The following is a 25,824-nucleotide window of genomic DNA, read 5'->3' on the forward strand; positions in this document are numbered from 1 at the left end:
AATCGGATCAAACGATTCCGCCGTATCGCACTGCGCTGCGAAAAGACCGTCAGCTCATTCAAAGCGTTCGTTGATCTTGCTTGCGCAATGGCATGGATCGGTTAATGCAGACGCCGCCTAGAGTATCGCGATCTGCGACACTGTCAGGGCACCAACGCCCATGTTGTCATTTCGGGTTGAATGAAAAATCAGAACGATCCGCAACACTGCGAATTAACCCCTTGAAATGTCAGTGGAAATTTTACACATTTATCCGAGTATATGCGGACAGCCGGCCTGGTCCAATGAGGTTTTCCAGCGGTTTACAGAAGAAACCTCTCGAAAAACTGAAGCTGGCCGGCATATTTCGGCCGGCCAGCTTGACCTGAAACGCCAGGTTGCTTGATCTCCCCCGAAAACCCGCGCCAATCGCCGCAGGATCAATTCGGGTCCAGACATCAAGGGCCTGGAAACCAACGGCGAACAACCGCGGATTCACACCATTGCGGATCCTTGCCGGCGCGATCCTTGCATCATGGCTGATCGCTTTTGACCGCGAGCGCGGCGCAAAGGCCGAAACACATCAGCAGCACCGTGATCAATCCGACGCTCGAATAGACGACAAGCGCGGTCCAGACCGACTCACCGGCAAAAAGGGTCGCCAGCGCGGACAGGAATCCTGAAAATCCTCCAAACAGAACCAAGGGAATGATCATGCGCGGGCCTCTCTTTCATGTCTCACGATGCTAGCAGTTCTACCCAAGATTGTACAAGATGAATTTTATCCCGCTCAGGATGCGCTCAAATACGCCGAAACGCATGGTGGATCGGCGGAAATCCGCCTGAGCGCCGCTGCGACGACCTGTTGCAGGATCGGCACGAAAACAGGCCCACCGTGTTGTCCCAACCGGCTGGGTCTCAAAACACCTTTTGAACACGGACAAAACCGCGTAAAAATCTGCCCAAGTCGCGTTGACGAGTCCGAAATAGAAAAGGCCCGGCATGAAACTGTTACTTTCCCTTCTCAGCCCCCTGTTGATCGCATTTCTGGCCTCGGCGCCCCTGCATGCGCAGGAGGCATACAAGATCAAACCGGGCGATATCGTGCGGATCGAAGTTCTGGAAGACGCGAGCATCAACCGCGAAACGCTTGTGCTCCCGGACGGGCGGGTCGCCGTTCCTCTGGTCGGCACGATCCAGGCCGGCGGTCGCAGCATCGACGAAGTGCGCATCGATCTGATCGAACGGCTGCGGCCCAACTTCGCCGCCGATCCGACGGTGTTCGTGTCCCTGTCCCAACTCGCGGCCCCGCGCGCGGCCACATCCGGCGCAGCGACCGGCAGTGGCATTTCGATCTACATGCTGGGCGAAGTCGCCAGCCCCGGTATCATGGAGGTCAAGCGCGGCACGACCTTCCTGCAGGCTCTCGCCCAGGGCGGCGGCGTCACCAGGTTCGGCGCGACCAAACGGCTGCAATTGCGCCGTGCGGACGCCAGTGGGAAGCAGCAGATCTACACCTACAACGTGAAGGACATCATTGACGGAAAGTCCTCCATCAGCACACCGGTTCTGAAGGAAGGCGACGTCATAATCGTGCCGCAACGACGGCTGTTCGAATAGAATAACAACCCAGGCAAGGGGGCAGTATTGACCAAGCGACTGATCGCGTATGCCGCTTTCGCAGGAAGTGTGGCCGCCGCAGCGACTCCGGTCGTTGCGCAGCTTCTGGATGAAGAGGGCGGTCTTCGTCAGCGCGTGCGCGTGGAACAGGAATTCGGAACAGGGAACAACCTCGGGCTTGAAGACCCAAGCGAAGGCCGGACCTCGCTTGCCACGACGCGGCTCAGCTATGGTCTGGAAAGCAAGACCCGTCTTCAGGAACTGTCTTTTGCGATCGGCGGCGCGTTGCGGTTTGGCGATATCGCCGAAGGCAACAACATGCAGACCGGATTCACTGACCCCTTTGCCGGCCTCCGCTATTTCCGGGACACTGGAAATGCGTCCCTGTCCGTCAATGGCGACTACCGGCAGTCGGACATTTCGCTCGTCGCGCCGCTGTGGACTTTTCTGGACCAGGACGGCATCGTGCGCCCGCCTCGGGATTTTTCCGATATCCGCGGTTCGGGCGAACGCGAATCCTATTCCATCGACATGGAACTGGAAACGGGCAAACTGGCCCCGTTCGGCCTGCGGTTCCTGGCAGGCGCTTTCGGGACCAATTACATCGACCCGACCGACACCGCCCTGACCGATTTCGAGAACACGAACTTGGGCCTGTCGGCGCTGTTTCGCTTCAATGCCGTGACGACCGGCTATATCGACCTGCGGTATTCGACCTATTCCAGGGAGAATGCCACCAACACGGACAGGGAAACCCAAACCATCCAGGCCGGCTTTGACCGGAATCTGTCGCCCAGGGCGTTGTTGACTTTTCGCGTCGGCTATACGGACGTGGATACCACGGATACCGATCTTCTGACCGGCCAGAGAGTGACGACGCAACAGTCCGGCCCAAGCGGCAGCCTGGGGCATTTTCTGGAAATGCCGAACGGCTCATTGAATTCCACATTCGATCTCACCCAGAATCAGAACGGCCAGCGTGGCACATTGCGATTTGCCCGAAGCATCGAGTTGCCGACAGGCGGGCTCACCGCGAGCGTCGGCCTGTCCAGCTTTGACAGTTCCGATCCCCAGTTCATCGGGGGGATCAACTGGTTTCGCGATTTTCCGGCCGGCCGCATCAATGTTGGCTTGAACCGGGATTTCTATGTCGACAGCAACGACGAGGATCGGTTCACCAACACCCTGATCGCCGGCTACCAACATGAGATCAATTCGGTGTCCAGCCTGTCCGCCGATTTGTCCCTGTTCTACAGCGAATCCACTGTTTTCAGCGATGCCAGCCAACGCGGGAGCTTTGTCCTGGCGTATAATCACCAACTGACGCAGGACTGGAGTCTGAACACCGGCGTAGAGTTGAACTTCTTCGAGGATGACGCCTCCGGCATGGCCAAATCCGACTCGGTCTTCTTTGGCATCGGTCGGAACTTCGATATCAGCAACTGACGACGGATCATCGATCTTGGGCCGCGTTTCGGCTTCAGAAGCCTTTCGGGTTCAAATGCGTGCCCGCCAACGGTTTGAGTCGTTCGGCCCGCCGTTCGCCTGAGGCGCGGAGGTCATGACACGGCGCCGCTCGTTCGCTCCGTCATGACCGATGGCCCCGATCCGCGCGGCGCCCGGACAGGGCCGCTGTCCGTCATTTATCCGCGCCACAAGGATCATTCGGCCACCACGGGACTCGGCATCGGGGTCGATGGCGAATCCGGCGCGCTATCTCGCAACAACGGTTTGAAGCCCCGCAACCGCAGCGCGTTGGTCAACACGAAAACCGAACTGAGCGCCATGGCGGCGGCGGCCAGGATGGGCGACAGCATCACGCCAAGCGCGGGATAAAGAACACCTGCCGCGACTGGTATGAGCAACGCATTGTAGGAAAAGGCCCAGAACAGATTCTGGCGTATGTTGCGCAGTGTCGCGCGAGACATGTGCAAGGCGTTGACGGCGCCGGCAAGATCGCCCGACACCAGCACCACATCGGCGCTTTCGATGGCGACATCGGTTCCGTTCCCGATCGCAAGGCCGACATCGGCTTCGGCCAGGGCGGGCGCGTCGTTGATTCCATCGCCCACAAAGGCGATCTCGCCATGGGCATCGCGCAACCTGCGCACCGCATCGCGTTTTTCGCCGGGCAGAACTTCGGCTTCGATCAGGGAAATCCCCAATTGCCGGGCAACGGCCCGCGCGGTTCCCCACGCGTCGCCGGTGATCATGGCCACCTCGATGCCCTCGGCCCGCAAGGCCGACAGGGCCGCGGCGGCACCCGGCTTGATCGGATCCGCGACGCCGAGAACCGCCGCAATCCGCCCGTCTATGGCCACCAGAACCGGCGTTTTCGCCTGGTCCTGGAACATCCGGTAATGCCGTTCGAATACGTCGGACGGGATTCCGCACTGCCGCATCAATTGGGCCGATCCAATCAGGATATCACGGCCGTCGACCCGTCCGCGCAGGCCCAGCCCGTTGACCGCCTCCACCGCGTCGGCCTCCGGCGGAACAAGGCCGCGCCGGGCGGCGGCTTGCACCACCGCCCGCGCGATCGGATGTTCCGATTGCGCTTCGATGCCCGCGATCTGCGCCAGGACAGAGGCGTCGTCCTGATCGGGTGTCACCACCATGTCTGTCAGTTCCGGTCGTCCCAGGGTCAGCGTGCCGGTCTTGTCGAAAGCAATCACCTTGATCTCGCCCAGCGCCTGCAACGCATCGCCTTTTCGAAACAGAACGCCCATTTCGGCGGCACGGCCTGTCCCGACCATGATCGAAGTCGGAGTCGCCAGACCCATTGCGCAGGGGCAGGCGATGATCAGAACGGAAACCCCCGCCACAAGCGCATGGCTCAGCACCGGTTCCGGTCCGAAGGCCAGCCAGACCGCGATGGTCAGGACCGCAAGCGCCATCACGATTGGCACGAAGACCCGCACGACACGATCCGCCAATGCCTGGATCGGCAGTTTCGCCCCCTGCGCCTCTTGCACCATCGCGATGATCTGGGCGAGCGTCGTATCCCGCCCGATCCGTTCCGCGCGATAGGTCAGGACGCCCGATCCGTTGATCGTTCCCGCAACGACCCAATCGCCAATCGCCTTGCGGACCGGGTCCGGTTCACCGGTGATCATGCTTTCGTCGACGAACGACTGACCGCCGGTCACGGACCCGTCTACCGCGATCCGTTCCCCCGGTCTCAGTTGCAGGATGTCGTTCACCCCGATATCCGCCAGCGGGACTTCTACGAACTCGCCACTTCTGCGGACACGCGCGGTCTTGGGTTGCAAACCGATCAGCCGGCGGATGGCGGCGCCCGTCCGGCCTCTTGCCCGCGCTTCCAGCCAGCGACCGACGAGGACAAGCGCCACGATCACCGCCGCCGCCTCGAAATAGACGGCCTGTGCACCCTGCGGCAAGAGCGACGGCGCGAAAAGGGCAACGGTCGAATAGGTCCACGCCGCCGCCGTGCCCAGGGCGACAAGGCTGTTCATGTCGGGCGCGAGCCGCAGAAGCGCGGGAATTCCCCTGCGAAAGAACACCGCGCCCGGTCCGATCAGCGCGACGGTGGTCAGGAGGAACTGGAACACCCATGACGCCTCGTGCCCGATGGTGCGCCCGATCCAGTGATGGAACGGCGGGAACAGATGACCGCCCATTTCAAGCAGGAAAACCGGCAAAGCCAGGGCCAATCCGGCAAGCGCCGCGCGCCGGGTTTGTGTCAGTTCCGAAGTTTCGGGATCGGCGTCCTCCGCGCCATCCCGGACCGGCGTCTTGGCGGAATATCCGGCCGACGCGACGACCCGCTGCAACGCGACCGGATCGGTCATTCCGTCCAGGTATCGGACATGCGCGGTGCCGCTGGCGAAATTCACCGAGGCCTCCAACACTCCCGGCGCGGCAGCGAGCGCACGTTCGACGCGGCCGGCGCAGCCGGCACAGGTCATGCCCCGGATTTCCAGGATCTCGTCCGAATGCCGCGCAGGATAGCCCGCGGCGGACAAGGCGCCGGCGATGGCCTGGGGCGTTGCGCCGTCGTGCTTTACCGACGCCGTGCGCGTTGCAAAGTTGACCGCCGCTGCGTTTACCCCCGGCACGGACAGCAAGGCGCGTTCCGCGCGTGCCGCGCAGCCTGCGCAGTTCAGGCCCTCGATGGACAGGGTGGTTTGGAATGTTTCTGACATGGCCTCAAGATCCGATTTCTTGTGCCACAGGACATATTCCTTCCAGCAACTGGAAGGTCAAGCTGTATTTTTGCGACCAAATGGCACAACCGACCGGAAATGGGCGACGCGTCAGCCGCTGCCGGGATCGGTCTTGTCCAGTTCGTTCAACAGATCGAGCAGAGCCTCGTACCGGTCCGATCCCATCTGCGCCCTGGTTTCCTCCAGCAATGCGATGCTCGTTTCGAGATTGTCCTCGATCAGGTCCGCGCCCGCCTCGGTGATCTGAACGATCTGCTTGCGCTTGTCCTGCAAATCCCGCGTCCGGTCTATCAGCCCCTTTTCCTCGAGCTTTTGCAGGATACGGGTAAGGCTGGGCAACAGCAGGCAGGCCCGTTCCGCGATCTTCGTCGGTTCCTGCGGACCGGTTTCCTGCAAGACACGCAGCACGCGCCATTGTTGTTCGGTGATCCCGACCCCGGACAGCATCTCGCGGATCGGCCCCATGACCCGCTCCCTGGCGCGCAACAACGCGATGGGCAGAGATCTGGACGTCTTAAGAAGGGACTTGCTCATGAAGCTGTTTTGCCTGTCTCTTCGCCCCAGCGCAATGCACCTTGGCAGCGGCAAAAGATTGACATGCAGGAGGCATTGATTAACTTGTTAATCATAAAAGACAAGGACCCCCGATGCCCCACCAGACCATCGACCAATCCGCGGATATGGCACAGCATCCGGACGTGACGGCATCCTGCGATCTCCCACGGCCTGCGGCTTTGGAAACCGGTCATGCGCGGCCCGTTCAACGGGGTCCTGCGCCGCGCCGGTGCAGATCCGGAACGGCCAGGCAGCGCAGCAAAGGAGCATCGCATGCAGTGGACTGAGTTTTCGGAATGGGGGCGGCGTGTCGCCGACTGGGCGCAGGATTATCACCTGACGGTGGGCGACCGCCCGGTGCGGGCCCGCACAAAGCCCGGCGACATTCTCGACGCCCTGCCGGAAACGCCGCCGGAAACGCCCCAGGACATGGAAGAGGTCTTTCGCGATTTCGAACGGATCGTGATGCCGGGGATCACCCATTGGCAACACCCGCGATTCTTCGCCTATTTCAATTCCAATGCCGCCGCGCCATCGGTCTTGGCGGAATTTCTCGTCAGCGCCATCGCGCCGCAATGCATGTTGTGGCAAACCTCGCCGGCGGCGACCGAGATGGAAACCCGGATGATGGACTGGTTGCGCCGCTCCATCGGCCTCGCAGACGGGTTCGCCGGCGTGATCCAGGACAGCGCAAGTTCCGCAACCCTCGCCGCCGTTCTGACCATGCGCGAGAAGGCGCTGGACTGGACCGGAAACACCGCCGGACTGGCCCGCAACAAGCCGCTTCGGGTCTATTGTTCGACCGAGGTGCACACTTCCGTAGACCGCGCCATCTGGGTGTCCGGGATCGGGCAGGACAACCTCGTGCGTATCCCCACCACCGGCGACTGGCGCGGCATGGACCCGGCGGCGCTGGATGCCGCGATCCGCGCGGACCGGGCGGCCGGGATGACGCCTGCGGGCGCTATCCTTTGCGTCGGCGGCACCAGCAACGGCGCGACCGACCCGGTGGCGGCCTGCCTGGATGTGGCGGAATCTCATGGCCTTTTCACCCACGTCGACGCGGCCTGGGCCGGGTCGGCCATGATCTGCCCCGAATTCCGGCACTATTGGCAAGGCATCGACCGGGCGGACAGCATCGTGTTCAACCCGCACAAATGGCTGGGCGTACAGTTCGATTGTTCGGCGCATTTCCTGCGCAATCCCGACGATCTGGTGCGCACCCTGGCGATCCAGCCGGAATACCTGAAGACCCACGGCAAGGATGGCATCATAAACTATTCGGAATGGTCGGTTCCCCTGGGGCGCCGGTTCCGGGCCCTCAAGATCTGGTTCCTGATCCGCGCCTACGGGCTCGAAGGATTGCGCGATCGCATCCGCAATCACATCGCCTGGTCCAACGACCTGCACAACAGGCTCCGGGCCACGGCAGGTTTCGAGATCCTGACCGAACCCATGTGGTCGCTCTTTACCTTCCGCTATGCACCGCAGGACGTTGCGGATCTGGACGACCTGAACCAGCGGCTGGTCGATGCGATCAACGATGACGGACGGATCTACCTGACCCAGACACGGGTGAACGGCAAGCTGGCGATCCGCTTTCAGGCCGGGCAATTCGAGACCACGGAACAGGATGTGCGGATGGCCTATGACGTAATCGCCGAAATCGCGACGGGGCTGGCATGAAGGCCGCGTCCCGCCGTACCAATGGTCCGATACCCACCCGAAACCATCTATTTCCGGCCCACCAGGGCGCACCCTGCCACTCACCTCCAAAGGAGCAACGCAATGCCCGCACCCATCAACACCCTCAAACAGCGGTTCAAGTCCGGAGACACGACCTTTGGCTGCTGGCTGAGCTTCGCCGAAGCCGGCCCGGCCGAAGTCATGGGCACGGCCGGTTTCGACTGGCTGGTGATCGACAGCGAGCATGCGGCCAATGACGTCCGGTCGATCCGGAACCAGCTGATGGCCCTGCAATCCAGCCCGTCCTCGATCATCGTCCGGGTGCCGGTCGGCGAACCCTGGATCATCAAGCAGGCGCTGGACGTCGGCGCGCAGACAATCCTCGTTCCGATGGTCGAAAGCGGAGAACAGGCGCGCCAGATGGTGCGGGCCTGCACCTATCCGCCCAACGGCATCCGCGGCGTCGGCGCCACCGCCACGCGATCGTCCCGGTTTTCCGGAATCCCGGATTACACGGAAACCGCGAATGACCAGATCAGTCTCATCGTCCAGGTCGAGAACCGTGCCGGACTGGCCGCGCTGGATGACATTCTCGCCGTCGACGGCGTGGACTGCGTTTTCATCGGCCCGGCCGATCTGGCGGCGGATCTGGGATATCCCGGACAGCTGACCCATCCAGAGGTGCATGAAACCATCCTCGGGGTTCTGGGGCGCATCCGCGACGCGGGCAAGGTGCCGGGCATCCTGTCCCTGTCCGAAGAGGTGACGGAATCCTATCTCGCTGCCGGTGCAAGATTTGTCGCGGTGGCCATTGATGTCATCACGCTGATCCGGGCCGCGCGCGCCACCGCGCAGCGCTGGATCAGCGCGACACCGACTTGAGACGCGCGGCCGCCTGCGCATAACCGCCGGATGCGCCATCCACCAGATGAATGTGGTTGTCCTGCGTCACCGACGGGACAAAGCAGGTCATCATCGCTTCGGCCTGTTCGAAAAGGCCGAAGCGCAGGATTCCATCCCGTTCTGCCCGCTCCAGCAGTGACCGGATCGTCGCAATCGTATCCGGGTCGCAATCCAGCGTCATTTTCAGCCCATCGTCGAACTTGCGGAAATCCGCGTTGTTGCTGACCATTCTGGCATAGTGGGCCGGGTCGAATGCGCCGGCTTTCACGCCGGACTTGAAAAACAGCCAGGCAATCAGGTTCCCGAACAAGAGCTGTATCTTGCGTTTGCGCAGCGATCCCGCGCCCCGCGACACGTGCGCATCCAGGTCAAGTCCGGGCGGCGGCCAACTGACGCCGGGGCCGTCTGGCGGCAAGGGGTGTCCGCCACGTTCCAGAGTGTCGGCGAGCGCTATGACCTGACTCGCGACCGCGGCAAAAGCGTCGCGCGGGCCCGGCAGTTCCGGTTCGATGACCACGGACAAGATCGACCCGTTCCGCGACTTCGCGTTGTTCCATCGGCAGGACAGGCCGGTCAGATCCGGGATCGCCCCGGCGGGCGCGGCGGACAAGGCGAACCGCCCGCGTTTCATCTCCGATTCGGCCCAGGATATGCCGCCGCCGCTGAACATGCCGTAGTCCACGCTGTCGGATGCCCGAAACCGGGCGACCCGCACATCGCGACCGGCGGCGCGGATGTCGGCTACCGGGACCTGCGCGACACGCAGGTCGAGCCCGAATTCCTCGGAGGCCCAGCGTTTCATGACCCCGAGCGCTCTGGCGGACAGGGCCGCCATCTCCGTATCGCAGGCAAAGGTCGCCCCGTCGCCGCCGAACACATAGGGAAACGTCTTTCCTCCGCTGGCATTGATCTGCGAAGAGATCACGGCAGCGCCGACCATGTTGACTGTCTTGTATCGCCCCTTGGCGATCTGGTCCGTCGATCCGACGATATCGGCCGCTCCGATCGTCCAATCGTTCGGCAAGGGCGTGTAGACGTCCGGCTTCGCCAAAGCCGCGAAAGACCCGACGCGCGGCAAGGTGTCGTAGAAGGTGTCATTTCGCGTCATTGCGTCCATGGGGCACCGTATCACCGAAACTTTCCCCAAGAAATCACATACTTGTGCAACCGTGCTTGCATCGAGCAACGCCGCGTGGCAGGCATCCGCAGCCGCAGAAAGGAACCAGAATGCAGGCCGGTCTGATCGTTCTTTGCCTCGCCTATGTTCTGAGCCAGTTCTTTCGGGCCTTTCTTGCCGTGCTCAGTTCGGTTCTGGCCCGCGATCTCGGCACGGTTCCGGACGATCTGGCGACGGCATCGGGGCTGTGGTTCGCCTCCTTCGCGCTGATGCAGCTTCCGGTGGGCTGGGCGCTGGACCGTATCGGGCCGCGCCGCACCGCCGCGAGTCTTCTGCTGATCGGGGGCGGTGGCGGCGCTGCGCTGTTCGCGCTGGCGACCTCGGCCTTGCAGGTGAAACTGGCCATGCTGTTGATCGGCATCGGCTGTTCGCCGGTCCTGATGGCATCCTACTACATCTTCGCCCGCGAATTTCCGCCCAGGCGGTTCGCGACGCTGGCGGCGCTGATGCTGGGCGTCGGTTCGGTCGGCAACCTTGTGGCGTCCTACCCGACGGCGCTGGCTGCCGAGCTGATCGGCTGGCGCGGCACCCTGGCGGCGCTGGCGGCCTTGTCGGGCGCGGTGGCCATCGGGATATTCCTCACCGTACGCGACCCGGAAACCGCGCCGAAAGATCAGAAAGGGTCCGTATTCCAGCTGCTGAAACTGCCCGTGATGTGGGCGATCCTGCCGATGATGCTGGTCAACTACGCCCCCTCGGGTGCGCTGCGCGGGCTCTGGATCGGTCCCTACCTGACCGATGTGTTCGCCCTTTCCACGGCGCAGGTCGGGCAGGCGACCTTCGTCATGGGGCTCGCCATGATTGTCGGCACGTTCACCTACGGACCGCTGGACCGCGTCTTCGGCACCCGAAAGTGGGTGGCTTTCTTCGGAAATCTGGGCGGAGCGGCCTGCCTCGGGCTGCTGGTCCTTTGCATCGACAGCAACCTGTTCCTGTCCATTGTCCTGATCGCCCTGATCGGATTCCTGGGCGGATCCTTTCCAATGGTCATCGCGCACGGCCGCGGATTCTTTCCGCCCCATCTGGTCGGGCGCGGCGTGACCCTGATGAATCTCTTCGGCATCGGCGGCGTCGGCCTGACGCAGTTCGTGTCCGGGCGCATCCACGAAATGGTTCCCGGCGATGTCTCCGCCGCCGCGCCCTACGCCGCGATCTTCGGATTCTTCGGGCTGATCCTGCTGATCGGCACCTTGATCTACGGATTCAGCCGCGACAGCATGGACTGACGCGCCCCCCTTTCCCCCGGACCCGTTTGCAGCTATGACGCCGCAGCCGATGGCCGCATCGGCAGAAATCTGGAGTAAGAAAATGGGCTACCGCGTCGTTGTCGCTGGCGCCACAGGCAATGTGGGCCGTGAAATGCTGAATATCCTGGCCGAGCGCCAGTTCCCCGTCGATGAGATCGCCGCCCTGGCGAGCCGAAAATCGATCGGGACCGAAGTCAGCTTTGGCGACAAGACCCTCAAGACGATGGATCTGGACACCTTCGACTTCACCGGCTGGGACATGGCGCTTTTCGCCGTCGGCTCCGAGGCGACCAAGAAATACGCCCCCAGGGCCGCTGCCGCCGGCTGTGTCGTGATCGACAACAGCTCGCTCTACCGCTACGATCCGGACGTTCCGCTGATCGTGCCGGAAGTGAACGCCGATGCGATCATGGGCTATTCCAAGAAGAACATTATCGCCAATCCGAACTGTTCCACGGCGCAGATGGTCGTGGCGCTGAAACCGCTGCATGACCGGGCGCGCATCAAGCGCGTCGTGGTCAGCACCTACCAGTCGGTTTCGGGCGCGGGCAAGGAGGGCATCGACGAACTCTGGGATCAGACCAAGTCGGTCTACAACCCCGTCGACGACAAGCCGGCCAAGAAATTCACCAAGCAGATCGCCTTCAACGTGATCCCGCATATCGACGTGTTCATGGAAGACGGTTCGACCAAGGAAGAATGGAAGATGGTCGCCGAGACCAAGAAGATCGTCGATCCGAGCATCAAGGTCACCGCGACCTGCGTGCGGGTGCCGGTGTTCGTCGGCCATTCCGAGGCGGTCAACATCGAGTTCGAGGATCATCTGGACGAGGACGAGGCCCGCGACATCCTGCGCGAAGCCCCCGGCATCATGGTGATCGACAAGCGCGAAAACGGTGGCTACGTGACGCCGGTGGAATGCGTCGGCGACTACGCCACCTTCATCAGCCGCATCCGGCAGGACAGCACCATCGACAACGGCCTGAACCTGTGGTGCGTCAGCGACAACCTGCGCAAGGGCGCGGCGCTCAATGCGGTGCAGATCGCGGAAACGCTCGGGACACGGGTCCTGAAAAAGGGCTGAAGCACTTCGGCTTTGCCCTGAAACATCCGGCCTTACCTATTGCGTTGAAATCCGTGGTTTCAACGCAATAGGCGGTTCAAATTCAGGTCGAAACGCTTCGGCACCCGAAACCGCTCGCCAATCGAGCCTCCGAAACTTGCGGCGGTACTGCCGTTAACCTCCACGGCGTCCATGCCAAGGGCCTGACAAGCGCGTCGATTTCCGGATCCGTTTGTATATGGCAGGAAGCGGTCCGGGCCCGGACGGCAGCCCGTCGATCAGGCGCGGTGCCGCTGAGGACAGCGCAGCGCGATACCCGATTGCGCGGCGCGTTTCGCAGACGCTCCTCCCCCGAAGCGGCGGATGCTGCAAGGTCCGGCAATGTCGCAATTGGCGCGAACCGGCCGGCACAAGGATGAACGGGTGCTGGCGCAGGCTTCAGACCGGCAGGAATTTTCCCGACGCAGGATCGTAACATTCCAGCCCTCCCTCGCCGATATCGGTCCACAACCCATGCAGGCTCAGTTCGTCCGTCTTGACGGCGGTCTCGACAAAGGGGAAGGTCATCAGATTTTCCAGCGAGGCGACCACGGATTGCTTTTCCAACTGGCGTTCCTGTTCGCTGGCGTCCTCGATCTTTGACACCAGTTCGAATTTCGGCCGGAGAATCTCCATCCAGCGCCCGACAAAGCTTTCCTTGGATTCCAGTTCCGGCGCGTTCCCCATGCACATGTCGATGCACCCCTTGACGCCGCCGCATTGGGAATGCCCCAGAACGATCAGATGCGCGACCTTCAGAACCGTCACCGCATATTCCACCGTGGCGCTGGTGCCATGGTGGTCGCCATCCAGCTCGTAGGGCGGCACAAGGTTGGCGATATTGCGGTGAATGAAGAATTCGCCCGAATCCGCCCCAAAGATGGACGTGACATGCACCCTGCTGTCGCAGCAGGAAATCACCATGGCACGGGGGCGCTGGCCTTCCGTGGCCAGGCGTCGATACCAGCCGCGATTCTCCTGATAGGCAGTCGCTTTCCATCCGTGGTAGCGCTGCACGAGATAACCAGGCAAAGGTTTCACATGTTGCATCCGACAGTCCCTCGTTTCGGCCGTGTTCTCGCGAACTTGTGCCCTTTCAATAGCCGGAATTCTATCCAAATTCGAGCCATTGCAAACCGTCGGGCGAAACCTTTTGAAAACATGTGTGCTCCAGAGTGCTTCCAGCCGTGGGGGCGGACCAAGTTGGGGTGATTATGGTGGATGTTGTATCGACGCTCGTTCAGAAGGAAACGGTGCGGCTGGATCAGGACCGATTGAACGACCTGTATCTGCAATTGGGTGCTGCCGGTGCAGAAGACGTCGTGTGCCGCGCGATAGAGGAACTGGCCGTGCGCCTGTCGCATTGCGAACGGCTGTGGCGACAGAAGGAACACGAGGATCTGCGCAAGAGCGCGCGATCCCTGATCGCGATATCGGATCAGATCGGCATGTGCGCCCTTGCCCGCGTCGCCGCCGACGTGACCAGGGCCGTGGACGCAGAAGACGGCCCCGCCCTGGCGGCAACCCTTTTTCGCCTCATCCGGGTCGGTGAACGGTCCCTGACGGCCGTCTGGGATTTGCAGGATCTTTACACCTGACGGGTCTTGCGGCCCGCCGCCGGAGCGCTACGCTGTGCGGCAGTCCCAAGAACAGCAAGAGTCCCCGATGCCCTATACATTCGCCGAAGACACCTCCGATGCGATCCCGCTGCATGTCATCGAATCTCCGGCCGTCGAGGACTGGCTGGGAACCCAGGACGAAAGGGTGGCCGGCTGGGTCCGTCAGAACGGCTTCGCCGGAAACCTGGGTCAGGCGCTGCTTGTTCCCGGTGCCGACGGGCGCGCCGCGATGGCATTGGCGGGATACGGCACACGCGCGAAACGCGCCCGTGTGCATTTCGCGCTGGCCCATGCCGCCGCAAGACTGCCGGAAGCCACCTACCGCATTTCCTCCGGGCTTCCCGAAGAGGACACCGCCACCGAATGTCTCGGATGGTTGCTGTCCGCCTATCAGTTCGACCGCTACAAGACCAGGACCGCCAGACAGCGCCACCTCGTCGCCCCGGAGGGACTCGATGCGGCCCGCATCGAAATCATCGCCGAAGCAGAGGTCCTGATTCGGGATCTCGTCAACACTCCGACCTCGGACATGGGTCCGGCCGACCTGGCCGAGGCCGCCGAAACCCTGGCCCGGACTCATGGTGCCGACTTCAGGACCGTCGTGGGCGACGACCTGCTGGAACAGAATTTTCCCCTGATCCACACGGTCGGGCGGGCCTCGGCCACCCCGCCGAGACTGATCGACCTGTCCTGGGGGACAAGCGGCCCGAAACTGACCCTGGTGGGAAAGGGCGTCTGCTTTGATACTGGGGGACTGGACATCAAGCCGTCAAAAAGCATGGCGCTGATGAAAAAGGACATGGGCGGCGCGGCCACGGTTCTGGGTCTCGCGCAGATGATCATGAAACTGGATCTGCCTGTCCGCCTCCGGGTCCTGATCCCCGCCGTGGAAAACGCGATCTCCGGCAACGCCTTTCGACCCGGCGATATCCTGGCGTCGCGCAAGGGGCTGACAATCGAAAACAACAACACCGATGCGGAAGGCCGGCTGGTTCTGGCCGATGCGCTGGCCCTGGCGGACGAGGACTCGCCGGACCTGATCGTCTCGATGGCGACCCTCACCGGCGCGGCGCGGATCGCCGTGGGGTCCGACATCGCGCCGTTCTACACCGACGAAGATGCGGATGCGCAGGCTCTGGCCGCCGCTGCCGCAAAGGTCGATGACCCGGTCTGGCGGCTGCCGTTTCACGAGGCTTACGAGACCAAGATCGAACCGGCCATCGCCGATCTGGACAACGCGCCATCGGGCGGGTTCGCCGGGTCCATTACCGCCGCCCTTTTCCTGCGCCGGTTCGCCGGAAAATCCCGGTATATGCATTTCGACATCTATGCCTGGCAAAGCGCCAATGCCCCCGCCCGCCCCAAGGGCGGCGTCGGCATGGGCGCGCGCGCGCTTCTGGACGCGCTGCCGGACCTCTTGAAGCTATGAGCGATCCGCGTTCGACCCCTGCCAATCTCCGGGTTGCGGCACGTCATCTCGCTGAAATCCCCGACGGGGCGGTCAGGGTCACGCCGCGACCGCGCCGGGTGGCCAAGCCCGTCTGCGATCTGCTGCGGCGCCCGAATGGCCCGCGGGACCGGCAGGTTCTGTGGGGCGAAACTGTCGACGAATATGAAAGCCACGACGGCTGGAGCTTCGTGCAGGCCCGCAAGGATGGCTATGTGGGCTATGTTCCGACCGCGGATCTGGGGCCGGACGCCAGGACGACCCATTGGGTCGCCCGGCCCGCGACCCATCTCTACGAAGCCCCGGACATCAAGTCGCCGGATCGCACGACGCTGAGTTTCGGAAGCCGTCTGACCGTGCTGGACGAAACCGGCGCATTTGCCGAAACCGCCGACGGCTTCGTGCCCAAGGTGCATCTTTGGCCAGCGGATCGCCGCTTCTCCGATCCGGTGGCCGTCGCGGAACTGTTTCTTGGCACACCCTATCTCTGGGGCGGCAACAGCCGCTTCGGAATCGACTGCTCCGGCCTCGTTCAAACAGCCCTCATCGCCTGCGGCGAAGCCTGTCCGGGCGACAGCGACCAGCAACAGGCCGTGCTGGGGCGGGACGTGGCGGACGGGCGGATGGAACCCGGCGACCTGCTGTTCTGGAAGGGCCACTGCGCCCTGGTCGCGGAAAACAGCCGGCTGATCCATGCGAACGCCTTTCACATGGCGGTGAGCCACGAGGCGCTGCCCGCGGCGATCGAACGGATCAGATCGCAGGGCGACGGCCCCCTGACCGCACACAAGCGGCTTTGAACCCGTTCGTCAGTCGACCGCGCGGATCAGCTTGCGTTCCAGCACCCGCAACACCGTTTTCAGGTCGCCGCCGCGCTTGAGAATTTGCCCGTCGATTCCGACCACCGAATACATACCCTGCCGCAACCGGAGTTTCGGGCGCTTTTCGATGCGATAAAGCGGGTTCTCCGCGGTCCGGCGAAACACCGAGAACACCGCCATGTCGTGCAGGCAGGAAATCCCGTAGTCCCTCCATTCCCCGGCAGCGACCATGCGGCCATAGACCGACAGGATCACCGACAGTTCGCGGCGGTCGAATGCCGTCCGAACCGGCACCGGTCCTTGCGGAACAGGAGTGGGACCTTGAAGTGTCATGCGCCCAGAGTTGCGCCAATCGTCCCTCAAATCAAGCCTGCCGCGTACTTCCGAACCGGAGGGGTGTCTCTTCTGCACACAATGGCATCGAACCCTCCCCTTCCATCGATCCATCCAGCCAGGCTTCGGTCGCCGGGCTGAGCGCCGCATAGGCCTTTGCGACCCCGGCCCGCGGGTCTTTCAAGGGTGAATCCCCGGGCATGAGATCAACGGCGACTTCCGGGTATCGCAATATGATGCGACGCCACCGATGGATCAGCAAAACGCGGGCCGCCGCCGCATCCAGCGGGTTGCAGATCGGCTGGCGCAGGGCCGCAAGGTCGGCAGCCAGGGCCACGAGCGCGGCCCGGTGCTCTGCGCTCAAGGCATGGGCGCGATACCGCGCGGAAACCGTGGCCAGATCCCCGACGATACAGCAATCGCCGGTGTCCTCCGCCTCGTCAGCGGGACAGATGCGCACATGGGACGCGCCGTTTTCAGCCAGGCTGACGATTGCGGCCCAGCGCAGCACGGGTTCGCGGCGCGGCGGCGCGTAGATGCGCGTCGTGGCCGGGGCAAAACGCGCGACGCCCTGCGGCGTCAGGCGATAGTGGCTGGTGCGCCCGGACCGCTCGCCCGCGACCCAGCCGTCGCCACTGAGACGGGACAGCGCGGTGCGCAGGGTTCCCTGCTCGACGCCGATCCTCCCCAGCAGCAGGCGAAGGCGCGCGGTCGAGATTTCCCCGCCGCGGTGCTGCACGAGATCCCCGAACACGGTGATCACCAGCGACCAGACCCGCAGGCGGCCTTCGGAATGCAGAGCCGCGATGAGAGGCGCCAGGGGGTCCATGCCCGTCTTCTACCGGCTGTAGGAAACCATGGTCAGGAGTTCGTATTCCGCCACTTGTTCCTGATCCTGATTGCGGAGCGTCACATGCCAGGCCACTTCGCCATAGGCATCGGTGCGCCGGGTCTTGCGTTTGCATGTCAGACGCACGCCGATGCTGTCGCCGGGGCTGACAGGTTTCTGGAAGCTGAGCCCGTTAAGTCCGGTGTTGGCCAGAACCGGTCCCGGATCGGGCTGCACGAACAGCCCCGCCGCGAAACTGAGCAGAAGGTAACCATGCGCCACGCGCCCCGGAAAGAACGGGTTCGCCCTGGCCGCGTCTTCGTCCATATGGGCGTAGAACGTGTCGCCGGTGAACCGGGCGAAATGCTCGATATCCTCAAGGCCGACCTCGCGCGTCTCGGTATGGAGTGTCTCGCCGATTTCGATTTCGTCGAAGGTCCGCTGGAACGGGTGGACCGGCCCGGTTGTCTCGGTCGCGCCGGGATGCCACTGCCCGGTGATGGCCGCGATCACGTCGGGGCTGCCCTGAATGGCCGTGCGATGCATGTAGTGCAGAACCCCGCGCACGCCGCCAAGTTCTTCGCCACCGCCCGCGCGTCCGGGCCCGCCATGCACCATGTGCGGCAACGGCGCGCCATGGCCGGTCGCTTCTCCGGCGCTGGAGGCGCCGTTGACATACAGCCGTCCGTGCCACGCCGCCGTCGCCAGCGTCACGCGTCTGGCAACCTGCGGATCGTCGGTCACCAGCGACGCCACGAGCGACCCGCCGCCCCGGTTGGCCAGGGCTGCCGCGTGATCGAGATCCCGATAGGGCATCAGGGTGGACACCGGACCGAAAGCTTCAAGCTCATGCACGGCGCGGGCGGCGTCAGGATCGGCGCATCGCAACAGCGTGGGCGACAGGAAAGCCCCCTCGGGTCCGGCGCCGGACAGGGTCACGGTTTCCGGATCGCCGGTCAGCCGGGTGGTTTCTTCCGCCAGCGCCCTGAGCTTTTCGAGCACGTCCGCCTTTTGTGCGGCGGACGCGAGCGGCCCCATACGGACACCTTCCGCGACGGGATCTCCCACGACCGTTTTCGCCAACCGGGCCTGTAGCGCCTCCGCAACGTCGGCCAGCGCCGCATCCGGAACGATGATGCGCCGGATCGCCGTGCATTTCTGGCCGGCCTTCGTGGTGATCTCGTTCGCGGCTTCCGCGATGAAGGCGTCAAAGGCAACCGAGCCGGACTTGACATCCGGGCCAAGCACCGTCGCGTTCAGGCTGTCCTGCTCCGCATGGAACCGGACCGAATGGCGCATCAGGTTCGGAGTGCCGCGCAGATGCAGCGCCGTATCGGCGGAACCGGTGAAACTGACCACATCCTGCGGACCGAGCCTGTCCAGCATGTCGCCCACCCCGCCGATGACCAGTTGCACGCTGCCCGGCGGCAGAATCCCGGACTCGATGATCATCCGGAAACAGGCTTCCGTCAGGTAGCAGGTCTGGGTCGCGGGCTTGACGATCGCGGGCATTCCCGCCAGCAGCGTCGGAGCCAGTTTTTCCAGCATGCCCCAGACCGGGAAATTGAACGCATTGATGTGAATCGCGACTCCCTGCAAGGGCACCGCGATATGCTGGCCGACAAAGGTGCCGCCGCGCGACAGCTGTTCGACATCGCCATCGACATAGACATGCCCATCGGGCATTTCGCGGCGTCCCTTCCCCGCGATCACCATCATCGTGCCGATCCCGCCATCTATGTCGATGGCCCCGTCACGCCGTGTTGCGCCGGTCAGCGGATTGATTTCGTACAGCTTTTCCTTGCGCTCGCCCAGATGGACGGCCAGCGCCTTGATCATCCTGGCGCGGTCGTGGAACGTCATGGACCGCAGCGCCGGTCCGCCCGTGGATCGCGCCCAGTCCAGCATGCCCGCCACATCCAAAGGCGCGCCCCCTGCCTGCGCGATCAGCGCCCCGTCGACCGGGCCGTGAACGGCGCGCGCCCCGGACCCCGGTTCGATCCAACGGCCTTCTGCATAGCTTGCGGGTCTCAACATGATCTGTCTCCTGTGAGCTTTCGGCACATCTTGACCTGCCTGACGCCGGAAATCAACACTATTGACCGCTCGGTCGGTTTTGTGCAGGATGGCGGCAACGGGAGGATTACCAGATGACGCCACAGGAACGTGCCGAACGCAGCGCCGCCGCCATGTGGGCAACCGACGCGGCCTCCAGGTGGCTCGGTTTGACGCTGGACTCTGTCGGACCCGGCACGGCCACCCTGTCATTCACCGTGCAGGATCACCACCTGAACGGACATCGCATCTGCCACGGCGGCTATATCTTCACCCTCGCAGACAGCGCCTTTGCCTTTGCCTGCAACAGCTACAACCAGGTCACGGTGGCCCAGGAGAACAGCATCACGTTCCTGACGCCCGGTCAACCCGGCGAACGGCTGACCGCGACGGCCAGCGAAGCCGGGCGATCCGGACGATCCGGGGTCTACGACGTGACCGTCACCGGAGAAGACGGCCGCAAGGTCGCCCTGTTCCGCGGTTTGTCCCGCACCATCAAGGGCCAGAATTTCGAGGAGACGACATGACTCACGCCTACCTGTGCGACGGGCTGCGCACCCCCATCGGCCGCTATGGCGGCGCCCTGTCCTCCGTCCGGCCCGACGACATGCTGGCGCATGTGATCCGGCAGCTCATGGAACCCCATCCCGACATGCTGGTGGACGAGGTGCTGGCCGGCTGCGCCAACCAGGCCGGCGAAGACAACCGCAACGTCGCCCGCATGTCGGCCCTGCTGGCCGGCCTGCCCGACACCGTGCCCGGCGCCACCATCAACCGGCTCTGCGGCTCGGGACTCGATGCGGTCGGCTCCGCTGCCCGCGCCGTGCGCTGCGGCGAGGCCGATGTGGTCATCGCCTGCGGCGTCGAAAGCATGAGCCGCGCGCCGCTGGTCATGCCAAAGGCGGATGCCGCCTTTTCCCGCAGGGCCGAGATCTATGACACCACCATCGGCTGGCGTTTCGTGAACCGCGAGATGCACAAGCATTTCGGCACCGATTCGATGCCCGAGACAGCGGAAAACGTCGCCTCCGACTTCAATATCGAGCGCTCCGCGCAGGATGCCTTTGCCCTGCGCTCGCAGGACCGCGCCGCCGCCGCCATCGCCTCGGGCCGCCTCGCCCGCGAAATCACCCCGGTCCGCATCCCCCAGCGCAAGGGCGATCCGAAAATCGTCGATACCGACGAACACCCGCGCCAGACCACGCTGGAGAGACTCGCCGCTCTGCCCGCCCCGTTCCGCACCGGCGGCTCGGTCACGGCGGGCAATGCATCGGGCGTGAATGACGGGGCGGCGGCGGTGATCGTCGCCTCCGGGGCGGCGGTCGAAAAATACAACCTCACCCCCCGCGCCCGCATCACCGGCATGGCCACCATCGGCGTGCCGCCCCGGATCATGGGCATCGGCCCGGCGCCCGCCACCGAACGCCTGCTTGCGCAGCACGGCCTGAGCATCGGCGACATCGACACGATCGAGCTGAACGAGGCTTTCGCCGCGCAGGGTCTCGCGGTCACCCGCCGCCTCGGCCTTCCGGACGATGCCGACCACGTGAACCCCCATGGCGGCGCCATCGCGCTCGGCCACCCGCTCGGCATGTCGGGCACGAGGCTGGCGCTCACCGCCTCGATCACCATGACCGACAACGGCCTGTCCCGCGCAATCTGCACCATGTGCATCGGCGTCGGCCAGGGCATCGCCCTTCTGCTGGAGAAAGCCTGATGAAAGACCTGTCCCCCCGTCCCGGCGACCTGGAGCCCATCGAAACCGCCAGCCGCGACGAAGTCGCAGCCCTTCAGCTCGACCGCATGAAATGGTCCCTGAAACACGCTTATGACAACGTGCCCTTCTACAAGGCCAGCTTCGATGCCGCCGGCGTGCATCCCGACGACCTGACCACGCTGGCCGATCTCGCGAAATTCCCGTTCACCGTGAAACAGGACCTGCGCGACAACTACCCGTTCAACATGTTCGCCGTTCCGCGCGAGAAACTGCGCCGCGTGCATGCCTCCTCGGGCACCACCGGGCAGCCCACCGTGGTCGGCTACACCCAGGGCGATCTCGATGTCTGGGGACAGGTCGTCGCCCGCAGCCTGCGCGCCGCCGGGCTTCGCACGGGCGACATGCTGCACAACGCCTATGGCTACGGCCTCTTCACCGGCGGTCTGGGCATCCATCTCGGCGCCGATGCGCTCGGCCTTTCCACCGTGCCGGTCTCGGGCGGCATGACCGAACGGCAGGTGCGGCTGATCCGCGACTTCCTGCCCAAGGGCATCACCGTCACCCCCTCCTACGCGCTGTCGATCCTCGACGAGTTCAAATCCGAGGGCATGGACCCGCGCGCCTGTTCGCTGCAGGTCGGCATCTTCGGCGCCGAACCCTGGACCAACGCCATGCGCCAGGAGATCGAGGCCGCCTTCGACATGCACGCGGTCGACATCTACGGGCTGTCCGAGGTGATGGGGCCGGGCGTGTCGATGGAATGCGTCGAGACCAAGGACGGGCTGCATATCTGGGAAGACCATTTCTATCCCGAGATCATCAACCCGGACACCGGCGAACCGGTGGCCGATGGCGAACAGGGCGAACTGGTCTTCACCTCGCTGACGAAAGAGGCCTTCCCGATCATCCGCTACCGCACCCGCGACCTCACCCGCCTCCTGCCGGGCACCGCGCGGTCCATGCGGCGGATGGAAAAGGTCACGGGCCGCTCCGACGACATGATCATCCTGCGCGGCGTCAACGTCTTCCCGACCCAGATCGAGGAACAGCTGATGACCGTGCATGGCCTCGCGCCGCATTTCCAGGTGGTGCTGTCGCGCCCGGACCGGCTCGACGAACTGCTGGTCCAGGTCGAGGCCATCGAAGGTTTCACCAGCAATGAGGAACGCGTTCACGCCGCGGCCGACCTGCGCAACAAGATCAAGCGCAATGTCGGCGTCACGGTCAAGGTGGATGTCGCCGATCCCGGCAAGGTGGAACGCAGCCAGGGCAAGGCGGTGCGGATCATCGACAACCGCCCCAAAGCCTGATGCCCCGTGGAATAGCGCGGAATCACGACGAGAAACGCGCCGCCCTGCGCAAGGGGGCGGCGCGCTACTTTGCGAAGAACGGCTATGACCGGGCGTCGATGACCGGGGCGGCGCGCCAATGCGGGGTCTCCAAGGCGCTGATCTACCACTATTACGGCAGCAAGGAAGCGCTGCTGTTCGACATCCTCCAGACGCATTTGTCCGATCTGGTCGACATGGTGGACGCAGCCCGCCCCGATGGCCTGTCCGGCCTGATCCGCGCCATCCTGGCCGCCTATGCGGATGCCGATGCGGAACACAAGCTGCAACTCGACGCCCTGTCCACGCTGCCCCCCGAGATGCAGATGCCGCTGATCGATCTGCAAAGACAGCTTGTGACGATCATGTCCGGCGCGGTATCCGGCGAAAATCCGGCTCTGTCCGGAAACCGTCTTCGGGCCGTGACCATGTCGATCTTCGGTATCCTGAACTGGTTCTACATGTGGCATCGTCCGGGCAAGGGTCTCAGCCGCTCGGAATATGCCGCGCTCGCCGCCGACTTCGTCCGGAACGGCCTGTCCGGTCTGGACGCGTGAAATCCGGGCGTCCGGCGAAGCGGTGCCTTCCTCTTGCCGGAAATACTCCGGGGGTGCGGGGGCTGGCCCCCGCCCGCCAGTCCGGTTCGTCCAGCCTCCATTCCGGCGCAATGCGTTCCAGCTTCATCTCGATCAGCGGGCGGATACGCGCTGGATCGTGGCTGGGCCGGGCCAGCCCGACGCTCACCACCTCCATGCTCTGATCGGTGCGATTGGCTTCCAGCCGCAGGCTGCGGGCGCCGCGCCCCCGGTCCGCACACACGGCATGCGCATCGCGCACCGGCTACCCCACATGCAGCCCGGCCGCCGCGGCCGAGGCGTTTAACGAGGTGATAACCTGCATGTTGGACTGTTCCGCCACCACCACCGCAAAGGGGCGCTCATCCAGGCCCCGCAGACCACGCAGCAACCGCTCCGCCCCGAGGCGCGGAAACCGAAGCGACAGGATTCGATGTCCGGACATGACGATCACGGCAATATGTTCACTTTTTGCTCTATACAATTCCCCCATTGACCGGGGCGGGTCCGGTATGGGGAGGCAGGCATGACACAGGGGTTCCGCCCGCAGCATCTGGCAATCGCGGTCACGCTGGCCGCGCTGGTGCTGGCGACCGCGGCCCTGTCCCAGAGCGGGCAGATCAGCCAGGTGACGAACCCCGGCGTTCAGGCCCGGATGTCCACGATGAATCGCGCCAATGCGGCGCTTTCGACGCTGAACGACATGATGGGCGGGCGGGCGCTGTTCGACCGGGACAGGGCGGGCGCCGCCCGGAAAGACCTGATGGCCGCGACGAAATCCATTCCCTCCGTGTTCCGGAAACCGCATGCCGACCCGCTGTCCAACGCCAGGCCGCTGATCTGGTCGAACTGGCGGGATTTCAAGTTGAAAGCCAAACGCGCCCAACGCGCGGCGTGGAATATCGACACCGATTCCCTGTCGGATCTCAGGCAAAGCCTGCCACGCATGGTGCTGGCCTGCCTGCACTGCCATGACACCTATCGCGACGGCACAAGGTAGACCCCCGAACCACAGGGCCGTTCGGATTATTCGATCACCCGCGCCCAGGCCCGGGTCAGGTCGCCGGCCGCGAGCGCCTCCGGCGCGACAAATATCCGAAGCGCCCGGGCATCGCCAAAGGTCCAGCCCAGCAACTCGCTGGACTGCAGTTCCAGAAGCAGGAGCTCATCACCCGCCTCCGCCCCCTCGCGCACATCGCCCGCAAGCGCCCCCATCACCCCGCCTTCATGCCGCGCATGATCCGCCCACAAGGGTTCGAACAGGTCATGCTGGGCCTTTGGAAGCCGGCCGGGATCACCCGCATAGACTCTCAGGCAGTAGCGTTCGAAAGCGGCGAAATAGGCGTCCGCGAACTCCGCGTGGCCGGTCAGCGGCAGACATGCGCCGGTGCCGTCGAGGGCCGGCAGCGAAAGAATCGACAGCCCGTCGATCAGAGCGGATCGCAATTCGGCGGAAAACGCCGCTTTCGCACGGATCGCGCAAAGCGATTCGGTCAGATCGGCAAGATCGGACGCGGCCTCTTTGAAAAGCGCCCTCTCTCGCGGCGTTCCATCCGCCGCGACAAGTTTTGCGGTCGTCTTGACCAGGTCGCCGGCGCGCGACAACAGGATCAGGGCCGAGGTCCAGTCGAAGGGTTGCCAGGCCTGATCCCGAATTGTCAGGCGGTGCAGCTTCGCCCAGTCCGGGGTGGGGCCGGGTTCCGGCGCATCCCGGTCCTGGCCTGACGTCACGCGCAGCGGCCAGCGGGGTCTTTGCCCGGACTCGCCGGGCGCGCGCAGGGGTTTCAGAACCCCGTCGACATGAAACACGCGAACCGGCCAGACCCCTTCCCGCGTGCGGGCGAAGCGGAAAAACACCAGGGCCCCGGCGCGCGGCCCAAGACCGCGCCAGAGCGTCTCGGGCAAGGCGCCGCAATCGACCTGGGCCAGAAACCGCGCCGGCTCGCCGTTCAGCATGGGCCACTCCGCCTGCTCCGGCAGGCACGGGACTCCGCCGATCCAGCTTCCTTCGCCGCCGGAGCGATCGGGCGGGATCGCCGGCACCAGCCGGACGGAGGCTTGGGCCGCGGCATCCGCCGCCGGAACCGGCGCGGCCTGCAACGGCTCCGGCTCCGTGTCAGCGTGCAGCGCGGCAAACCGGTCTTCCGGTTCGTCAATGTCCGGATCGGACAAGGGCGGCGATGCCTGCCTCGCCGGCATCAGTTTGATCAGGGCCAGGCAAATGAAAAGCAGCGCCGTCAGGGCAAGCGCCGCGAGAAAGGCCAGATCGGACAGGACCGGGTCCACCTTGCCAAGCATCAGAAGGGCGATGCCGACGACCAGCCCCAAACCAAGTCCACCAACACTGAATTTTGCCCAGATCATCACAAGAACCCGTTTTGCCACCCGGCCCAGTCAACGGGAGCAATCGGGCACAATTTTGTCGATGAAAGGGTTTTGACCGGGCACTCCGCATGCCGGGAGACCTTGAAATCACCGGATTTTTGCCGCACGGTCGACATCTGGACAAGGAAAGGACATCAGCCATGCGCACACGCGCCGCGGTTGCGATGGAGGCGGGGAAGCCTCTGGAGATCATGGATGTGAACCTCGAGGGTCCGCGGGCGGGCGAGGTACTGGTTGAAATCAAGGCGACGGGCCTGTG

At 64.1% G+C, this 25,824-nt stretch carries 24 protein-coding genes and 2 pseudogenes; 16 read left to right on the plus strand and 10 right to left on the minus strand.

Annotation, left to right across the window (positions count from 1 at the left end):
* Window positions 1-105, plus strand: a pseudogene (locus tag QO034_RS21290) (IS5-like element IS711 family transposase); the annotation flags it as partial.
* 407 nt (window positions 106-512) lie between these two features.
* Here the strand turns inward: QO034_RS21290 and QO034_RS21295 are convergent.
* Window positions 513-695, minus strand: coding sequence for a hypothetical protein (locus tag QO034_RS21295; protein WP_284487535.1), 183 nt, complete (start codon window positions 693-695; stop codon window positions 513-515).
* A 286-nt stretch (window positions 696-981) separates the two neighbouring features.
* Between QO034_RS21295 and QO034_RS21300 the strand changes: the two genes are divergently transcribed.
* Window positions 982-1,599, plus strand: a complete 618-nt coding sequence (locus QO034_RS21300; RefSeq protein ID WP_284487536.1) for a polysaccharide biosynthesis/export family protein — start codon at window positions 982-984, stop codon at window positions 1,597-1,599.
* Window positions 1,600-1,626: 27 nt separating this feature from the next.
* Window positions 1,627-3,045 carry a hypothetical protein gene (locus QO034_RS21305; RefSeq protein WP_284487537.1) on the plus strand — a complete coding sequence of 473 codons (1,419 nt, stop codon included), beginning with the start codon at window positions 1,627-1,629 and terminating at the stop codon, window positions 3,043-3,045.
* 215 nt (window positions 3,046-3,260) lie between these two features.
* Here the strand turns inward: QO034_RS21305 and QO034_RS21310 are convergent, their stop codons facing one another.
* Both QO034_RS21310 and hpaR read right to left on the minus strand, forming a co-directional pair.
* Window positions 3,261-5,765 carry a heavy metal translocating P-type ATPase gene (locus tag QO034_RS21310; RefSeq protein WP_284487538.1) on the minus strand — a complete coding sequence of 835 codons (2,505 nt, stop codon included), beginning with the start codon at window positions 5,763-5,765 and terminating at the stop codon, window positions 3,261-3,263.
* Window positions 5,766-5,876: 111 nt separating this feature from the next.
* Window positions 5,877-6,320, minus strand: a complete 444-nt coding sequence (gene hpaR, locus QO034_RS21315; RefSeq protein WP_284487539.1) for a homoprotocatechuate degradation operon regulator HpaR — start codon at window positions 6,318-6,320, stop codon at window positions 5,877-5,879.
* A 294-nt stretch (window positions 6,321-6,614) separates the two neighbouring features.
* Here hpaR and QO034_RS21320 point away from each other — a divergent pair, with 294 nt between their 5' ends.
* Together QO034_RS21320 and QO034_RS21325 are read left to right on the plus strand one after the other, a co-directional pair.
* Window positions 6,615-8,027, plus strand: a complete 1,413-nt coding sequence (locus QO034_RS21320; RefSeq protein ID WP_284487540.1) for a pyridoxal phosphate-dependent decarboxylase family protein — start codon at window positions 6,615-6,617, stop codon at window positions 8,025-8,027.
* 102 nt (window positions 8,028-8,129) lie between these two features.
* Complete coding sequence (locus QO034_RS21325; RefSeq protein ID WP_284487541.1) at window positions 8,130-8,909, plus strand: HpcH/HpaI aldolase family protein; 780 nt, start codon at window positions 8,130-8,132, stop codon at window positions 8,907-8,909.
* On the opposite strand, the gene QO034_RS21330 is transcribed toward QO034_RS21325, so the two are convergent.
* Window positions 8,890-10,047, minus strand: coding sequence for a DUF3095 domain-containing protein (locus tag QO034_RS21330; RefSeq protein ID WP_321170033.1), 1,158 nt, complete (start codon window positions 10,045-10,047; stop codon window positions 8,890-8,892). The two genes, QO034_RS21325 and QO034_RS21330, sit on opposite strands and share 20 nt — an antisense overlap.
* A gap of 110 nt (window positions 10,048-10,157) precedes the next feature.
* On the opposite strand from QO034_RS21330, the gene QO034_RS21335 reads away from it, so the two are divergent.
* Both QO034_RS21335 and QO034_RS21340 read left to right on the plus strand, forming a co-directional pair.
* Window positions 10,158-11,333 carry an MFS transporter gene (locus QO034_RS21335; protein ID WP_284487542.1) on the plus strand — a complete coding sequence of 392 codons (1,176 nt, stop codon included), beginning with the start codon at window positions 10,158-10,160 and terminating at the stop codon, window positions 11,331-11,333.
* A gap of 82 nt (window positions 11,334-11,415) precedes the next feature.
* Complete coding sequence (locus QO034_RS21340) at window positions 11,416-12,438, plus strand: aspartate-semialdehyde dehydrogenase (protein ID WP_284487543.1); 1,023 nt, start codon at window positions 11,416-11,418, stop codon at window positions 12,436-12,438.
* A gap of 417 nt (window positions 12,439-12,855) precedes the next feature.
* Here QO034_RS21340 and QO034_RS21345 read toward each other — a convergent pair whose 3' ends face one another.
* Window positions 12,856-13,506, minus strand: a complete 651-nt coding sequence (locus QO034_RS21345) for a carbonic anhydrase (protein WP_284487544.1) — start codon at window positions 13,504-13,506, stop codon at window positions 12,856-12,858.
* Between the two features lie 164 nt (window positions 13,507-13,670).
* On the opposite strand from QO034_RS21345, the gene QO034_RS21350 reads away from it, so the two are divergent.
* The 3 genes from QO034_RS21350 (at window position 13,671) to QO034_RS21360 (ending at window position 16,322) form a co-directional block, all read left to right on the plus strand.
* On the plus strand, window positions 13,671-14,054 hold the full coding sequence (locus QO034_RS21350) for a hypothetical protein (protein WP_284487545.1): 384 nt from the start codon (window positions 13,671-13,673) through the stop codon (window positions 14,052-14,054).
* Window positions 14,055-14,121: 67 nt separating this feature from the next.
* Window positions 14,122-15,504, plus strand: a complete 1,383-nt coding sequence (locus tag QO034_RS21355; RefSeq protein ID WP_284487546.1) for a leucyl aminopeptidase family protein — start codon at window positions 14,122-14,124, stop codon at window positions 15,502-15,504.
* Window positions 15,501-16,322, plus strand: a complete 822-nt coding sequence (locus tag QO034_RS21360; protein ID WP_284487547.1) for a C40 family peptidase — start codon at window positions 15,501-15,503, stop codon at window positions 16,320-16,322. The genes QO034_RS21355 and QO034_RS21360 overlap by 4 nt, the downstream gene beginning before the upstream one ends.
* Before the next feature lie 9 nt (window positions 16,323-16,331).
* Here the strand turns inward: QO034_RS21360 and QO034_RS21365 are convergent, their stop codons facing one another.
* Genes QO034_RS21365 through paaZ form a run of 3 tightly spaced genes read right to left on the minus strand, consistent with a single transcriptional unit; the run spans window position 16,332 to window position 19,542 of the window.
* Window positions 16,332-16,676: a DUF2794 domain-containing protein gene (locus QO034_RS21365; RefSeq protein WP_284487548.1), complete on the minus strand. Its 345-nt coding sequence runs from the start codon at window positions 16,674-16,676 to the stop codon at window positions 16,332-16,334.
* A 31-nt stretch (window positions 16,677-16,707) separates the two neighbouring features.
* Complete coding sequence (locus QO034_RS21370; RefSeq protein WP_284487549.1) at window positions 16,708-17,505, minus strand: PaaX family transcriptional regulator C-terminal domain-containing protein; 798 nt, start codon at window positions 17,503-17,505, stop codon at window positions 16,708-16,710.
* A gap of 9 nt (window positions 17,506-17,514) precedes the next feature.
* Window positions 17,515-19,542: a phenylacetic acid degradation bifunctional protein PaaZ gene (gene paaZ, locus QO034_RS21375; protein WP_284487550.1), complete on the minus strand. Its 2,028-nt coding sequence runs from the start codon at window positions 19,540-19,542 to the stop codon at window positions 17,515-17,517.
* A 113-nt stretch (window positions 19,543-19,655) separates the two neighbouring features.
* On the opposite strand from paaZ, the gene paaI reads away from it, so the two are divergent.
* The 4 genes from paaI to QO034_RS21395 are packed head-to-tail and all read left to right on the plus strand — an operon-like array spanning window position 19,656 to window position 23,162.
* The gene (gene paaI / locus QO034_RS21380) at window positions 19,656-20,087 is read left to right on the plus strand and encodes a hydroxyphenylacetyl-CoA thioesterase PaaI (protein ID WP_284487551.1); all 432 of its coding nucleotides are present in this window, start codon (window positions 19,656-19,658) and stop codon (window positions 20,085-20,087) included.
* Window positions 20,084-21,277 carry a 3-oxoadipyl-CoA thiolase gene (gene pcaF / locus QO034_RS21385; RefSeq protein ID WP_284487552.1) on the plus strand — a complete coding sequence of 398 codons (1,194 nt, stop codon included), beginning with the start codon at window positions 20,084-20,086 and terminating at the stop codon, window positions 21,275-21,277. The genes paaI and pcaF overlap by 4 nt, the downstream gene beginning before the upstream one ends.
* Entirely contained in the window at window positions 21,277-22,587 is a 1,311-nt protein-coding gene (gene paaK, locus QO034_RS21390; protein WP_284487553.1) for a phenylacetate--CoA ligase PaaK, read from the plus strand. The genes pcaF and paaK overlap by 1 nt, the downstream gene beginning before the upstream one ends.
* Window positions 22,587-23,162, plus strand: coding sequence for a TetR/AcrR family transcriptional regulator (locus QO034_RS21395; protein WP_284487554.1), 576 nt, complete (start codon window positions 22,587-22,589; stop codon window positions 23,160-23,162). The genes paaK and QO034_RS21395 overlap by 1 nt, the downstream gene beginning before the upstream one ends.
* Window positions 23,163-23,445: 283 nt before the next feature.
* On the opposite strand, the gene QO034_RS21400 is transcribed toward QO034_RS21395, so the two are convergent.
* Entirely contained in the window at window positions 23,446-23,625 is a 180-nt protein-coding gene (locus QO034_RS21400) for a hypothetical protein (protein WP_284487555.1), read from the minus strand.
* 81 nt (window positions 23,626-23,706) lie between these two features.
* Here QO034_RS21400 and QO034_RS21405 point away from each other — a divergent pair, with 81 nt between their 5' ends.
* The gene (locus QO034_RS21405) at window positions 23,707-24,180 is read left to right on the plus strand and encodes a c-type cytochrome (protein ID WP_284487556.1); all 474 of its coding nucleotides are present in this window, start codon (window positions 23,707-23,709) and stop codon (window positions 24,178-24,180) included.
* Window positions 24,181-24,206: 26 nt separating this feature from the next.
* On the opposite strand, the gene QO034_RS21410 is transcribed toward QO034_RS21405, so the two are convergent.
* Window positions 24,207-25,544, minus strand: a complete 1,338-nt coding sequence (locus QO034_RS21410) for a DUF1963 domain-containing protein (protein ID WP_284487557.1) — start codon at window positions 25,542-25,544, stop codon at window positions 24,207-24,209.
* A 161-nt stretch (window positions 25,545-25,705) separates the two neighbouring features.
* Between QO034_RS21410 and QO034_RS21415 the strand changes: the two are divergent.
* Window positions 25,706-25,824, plus strand: a pseudogene (locus tag QO034_RS21415) (S-(hydroxymethyl)glutathione dehydrogenase); the annotation flags it as partial.

Origin of the sequence: Sedimentitalea xiamensis, from assembly GCF_030164465.1 — a bacterium.
Classification (GTDB): Bacteria; Pseudomonadota; Alphaproteobacteria; order Rhodobacterales; family Rhodobacteraceae; genus Sedimentitalea; species Sedimentitalea xiamensis.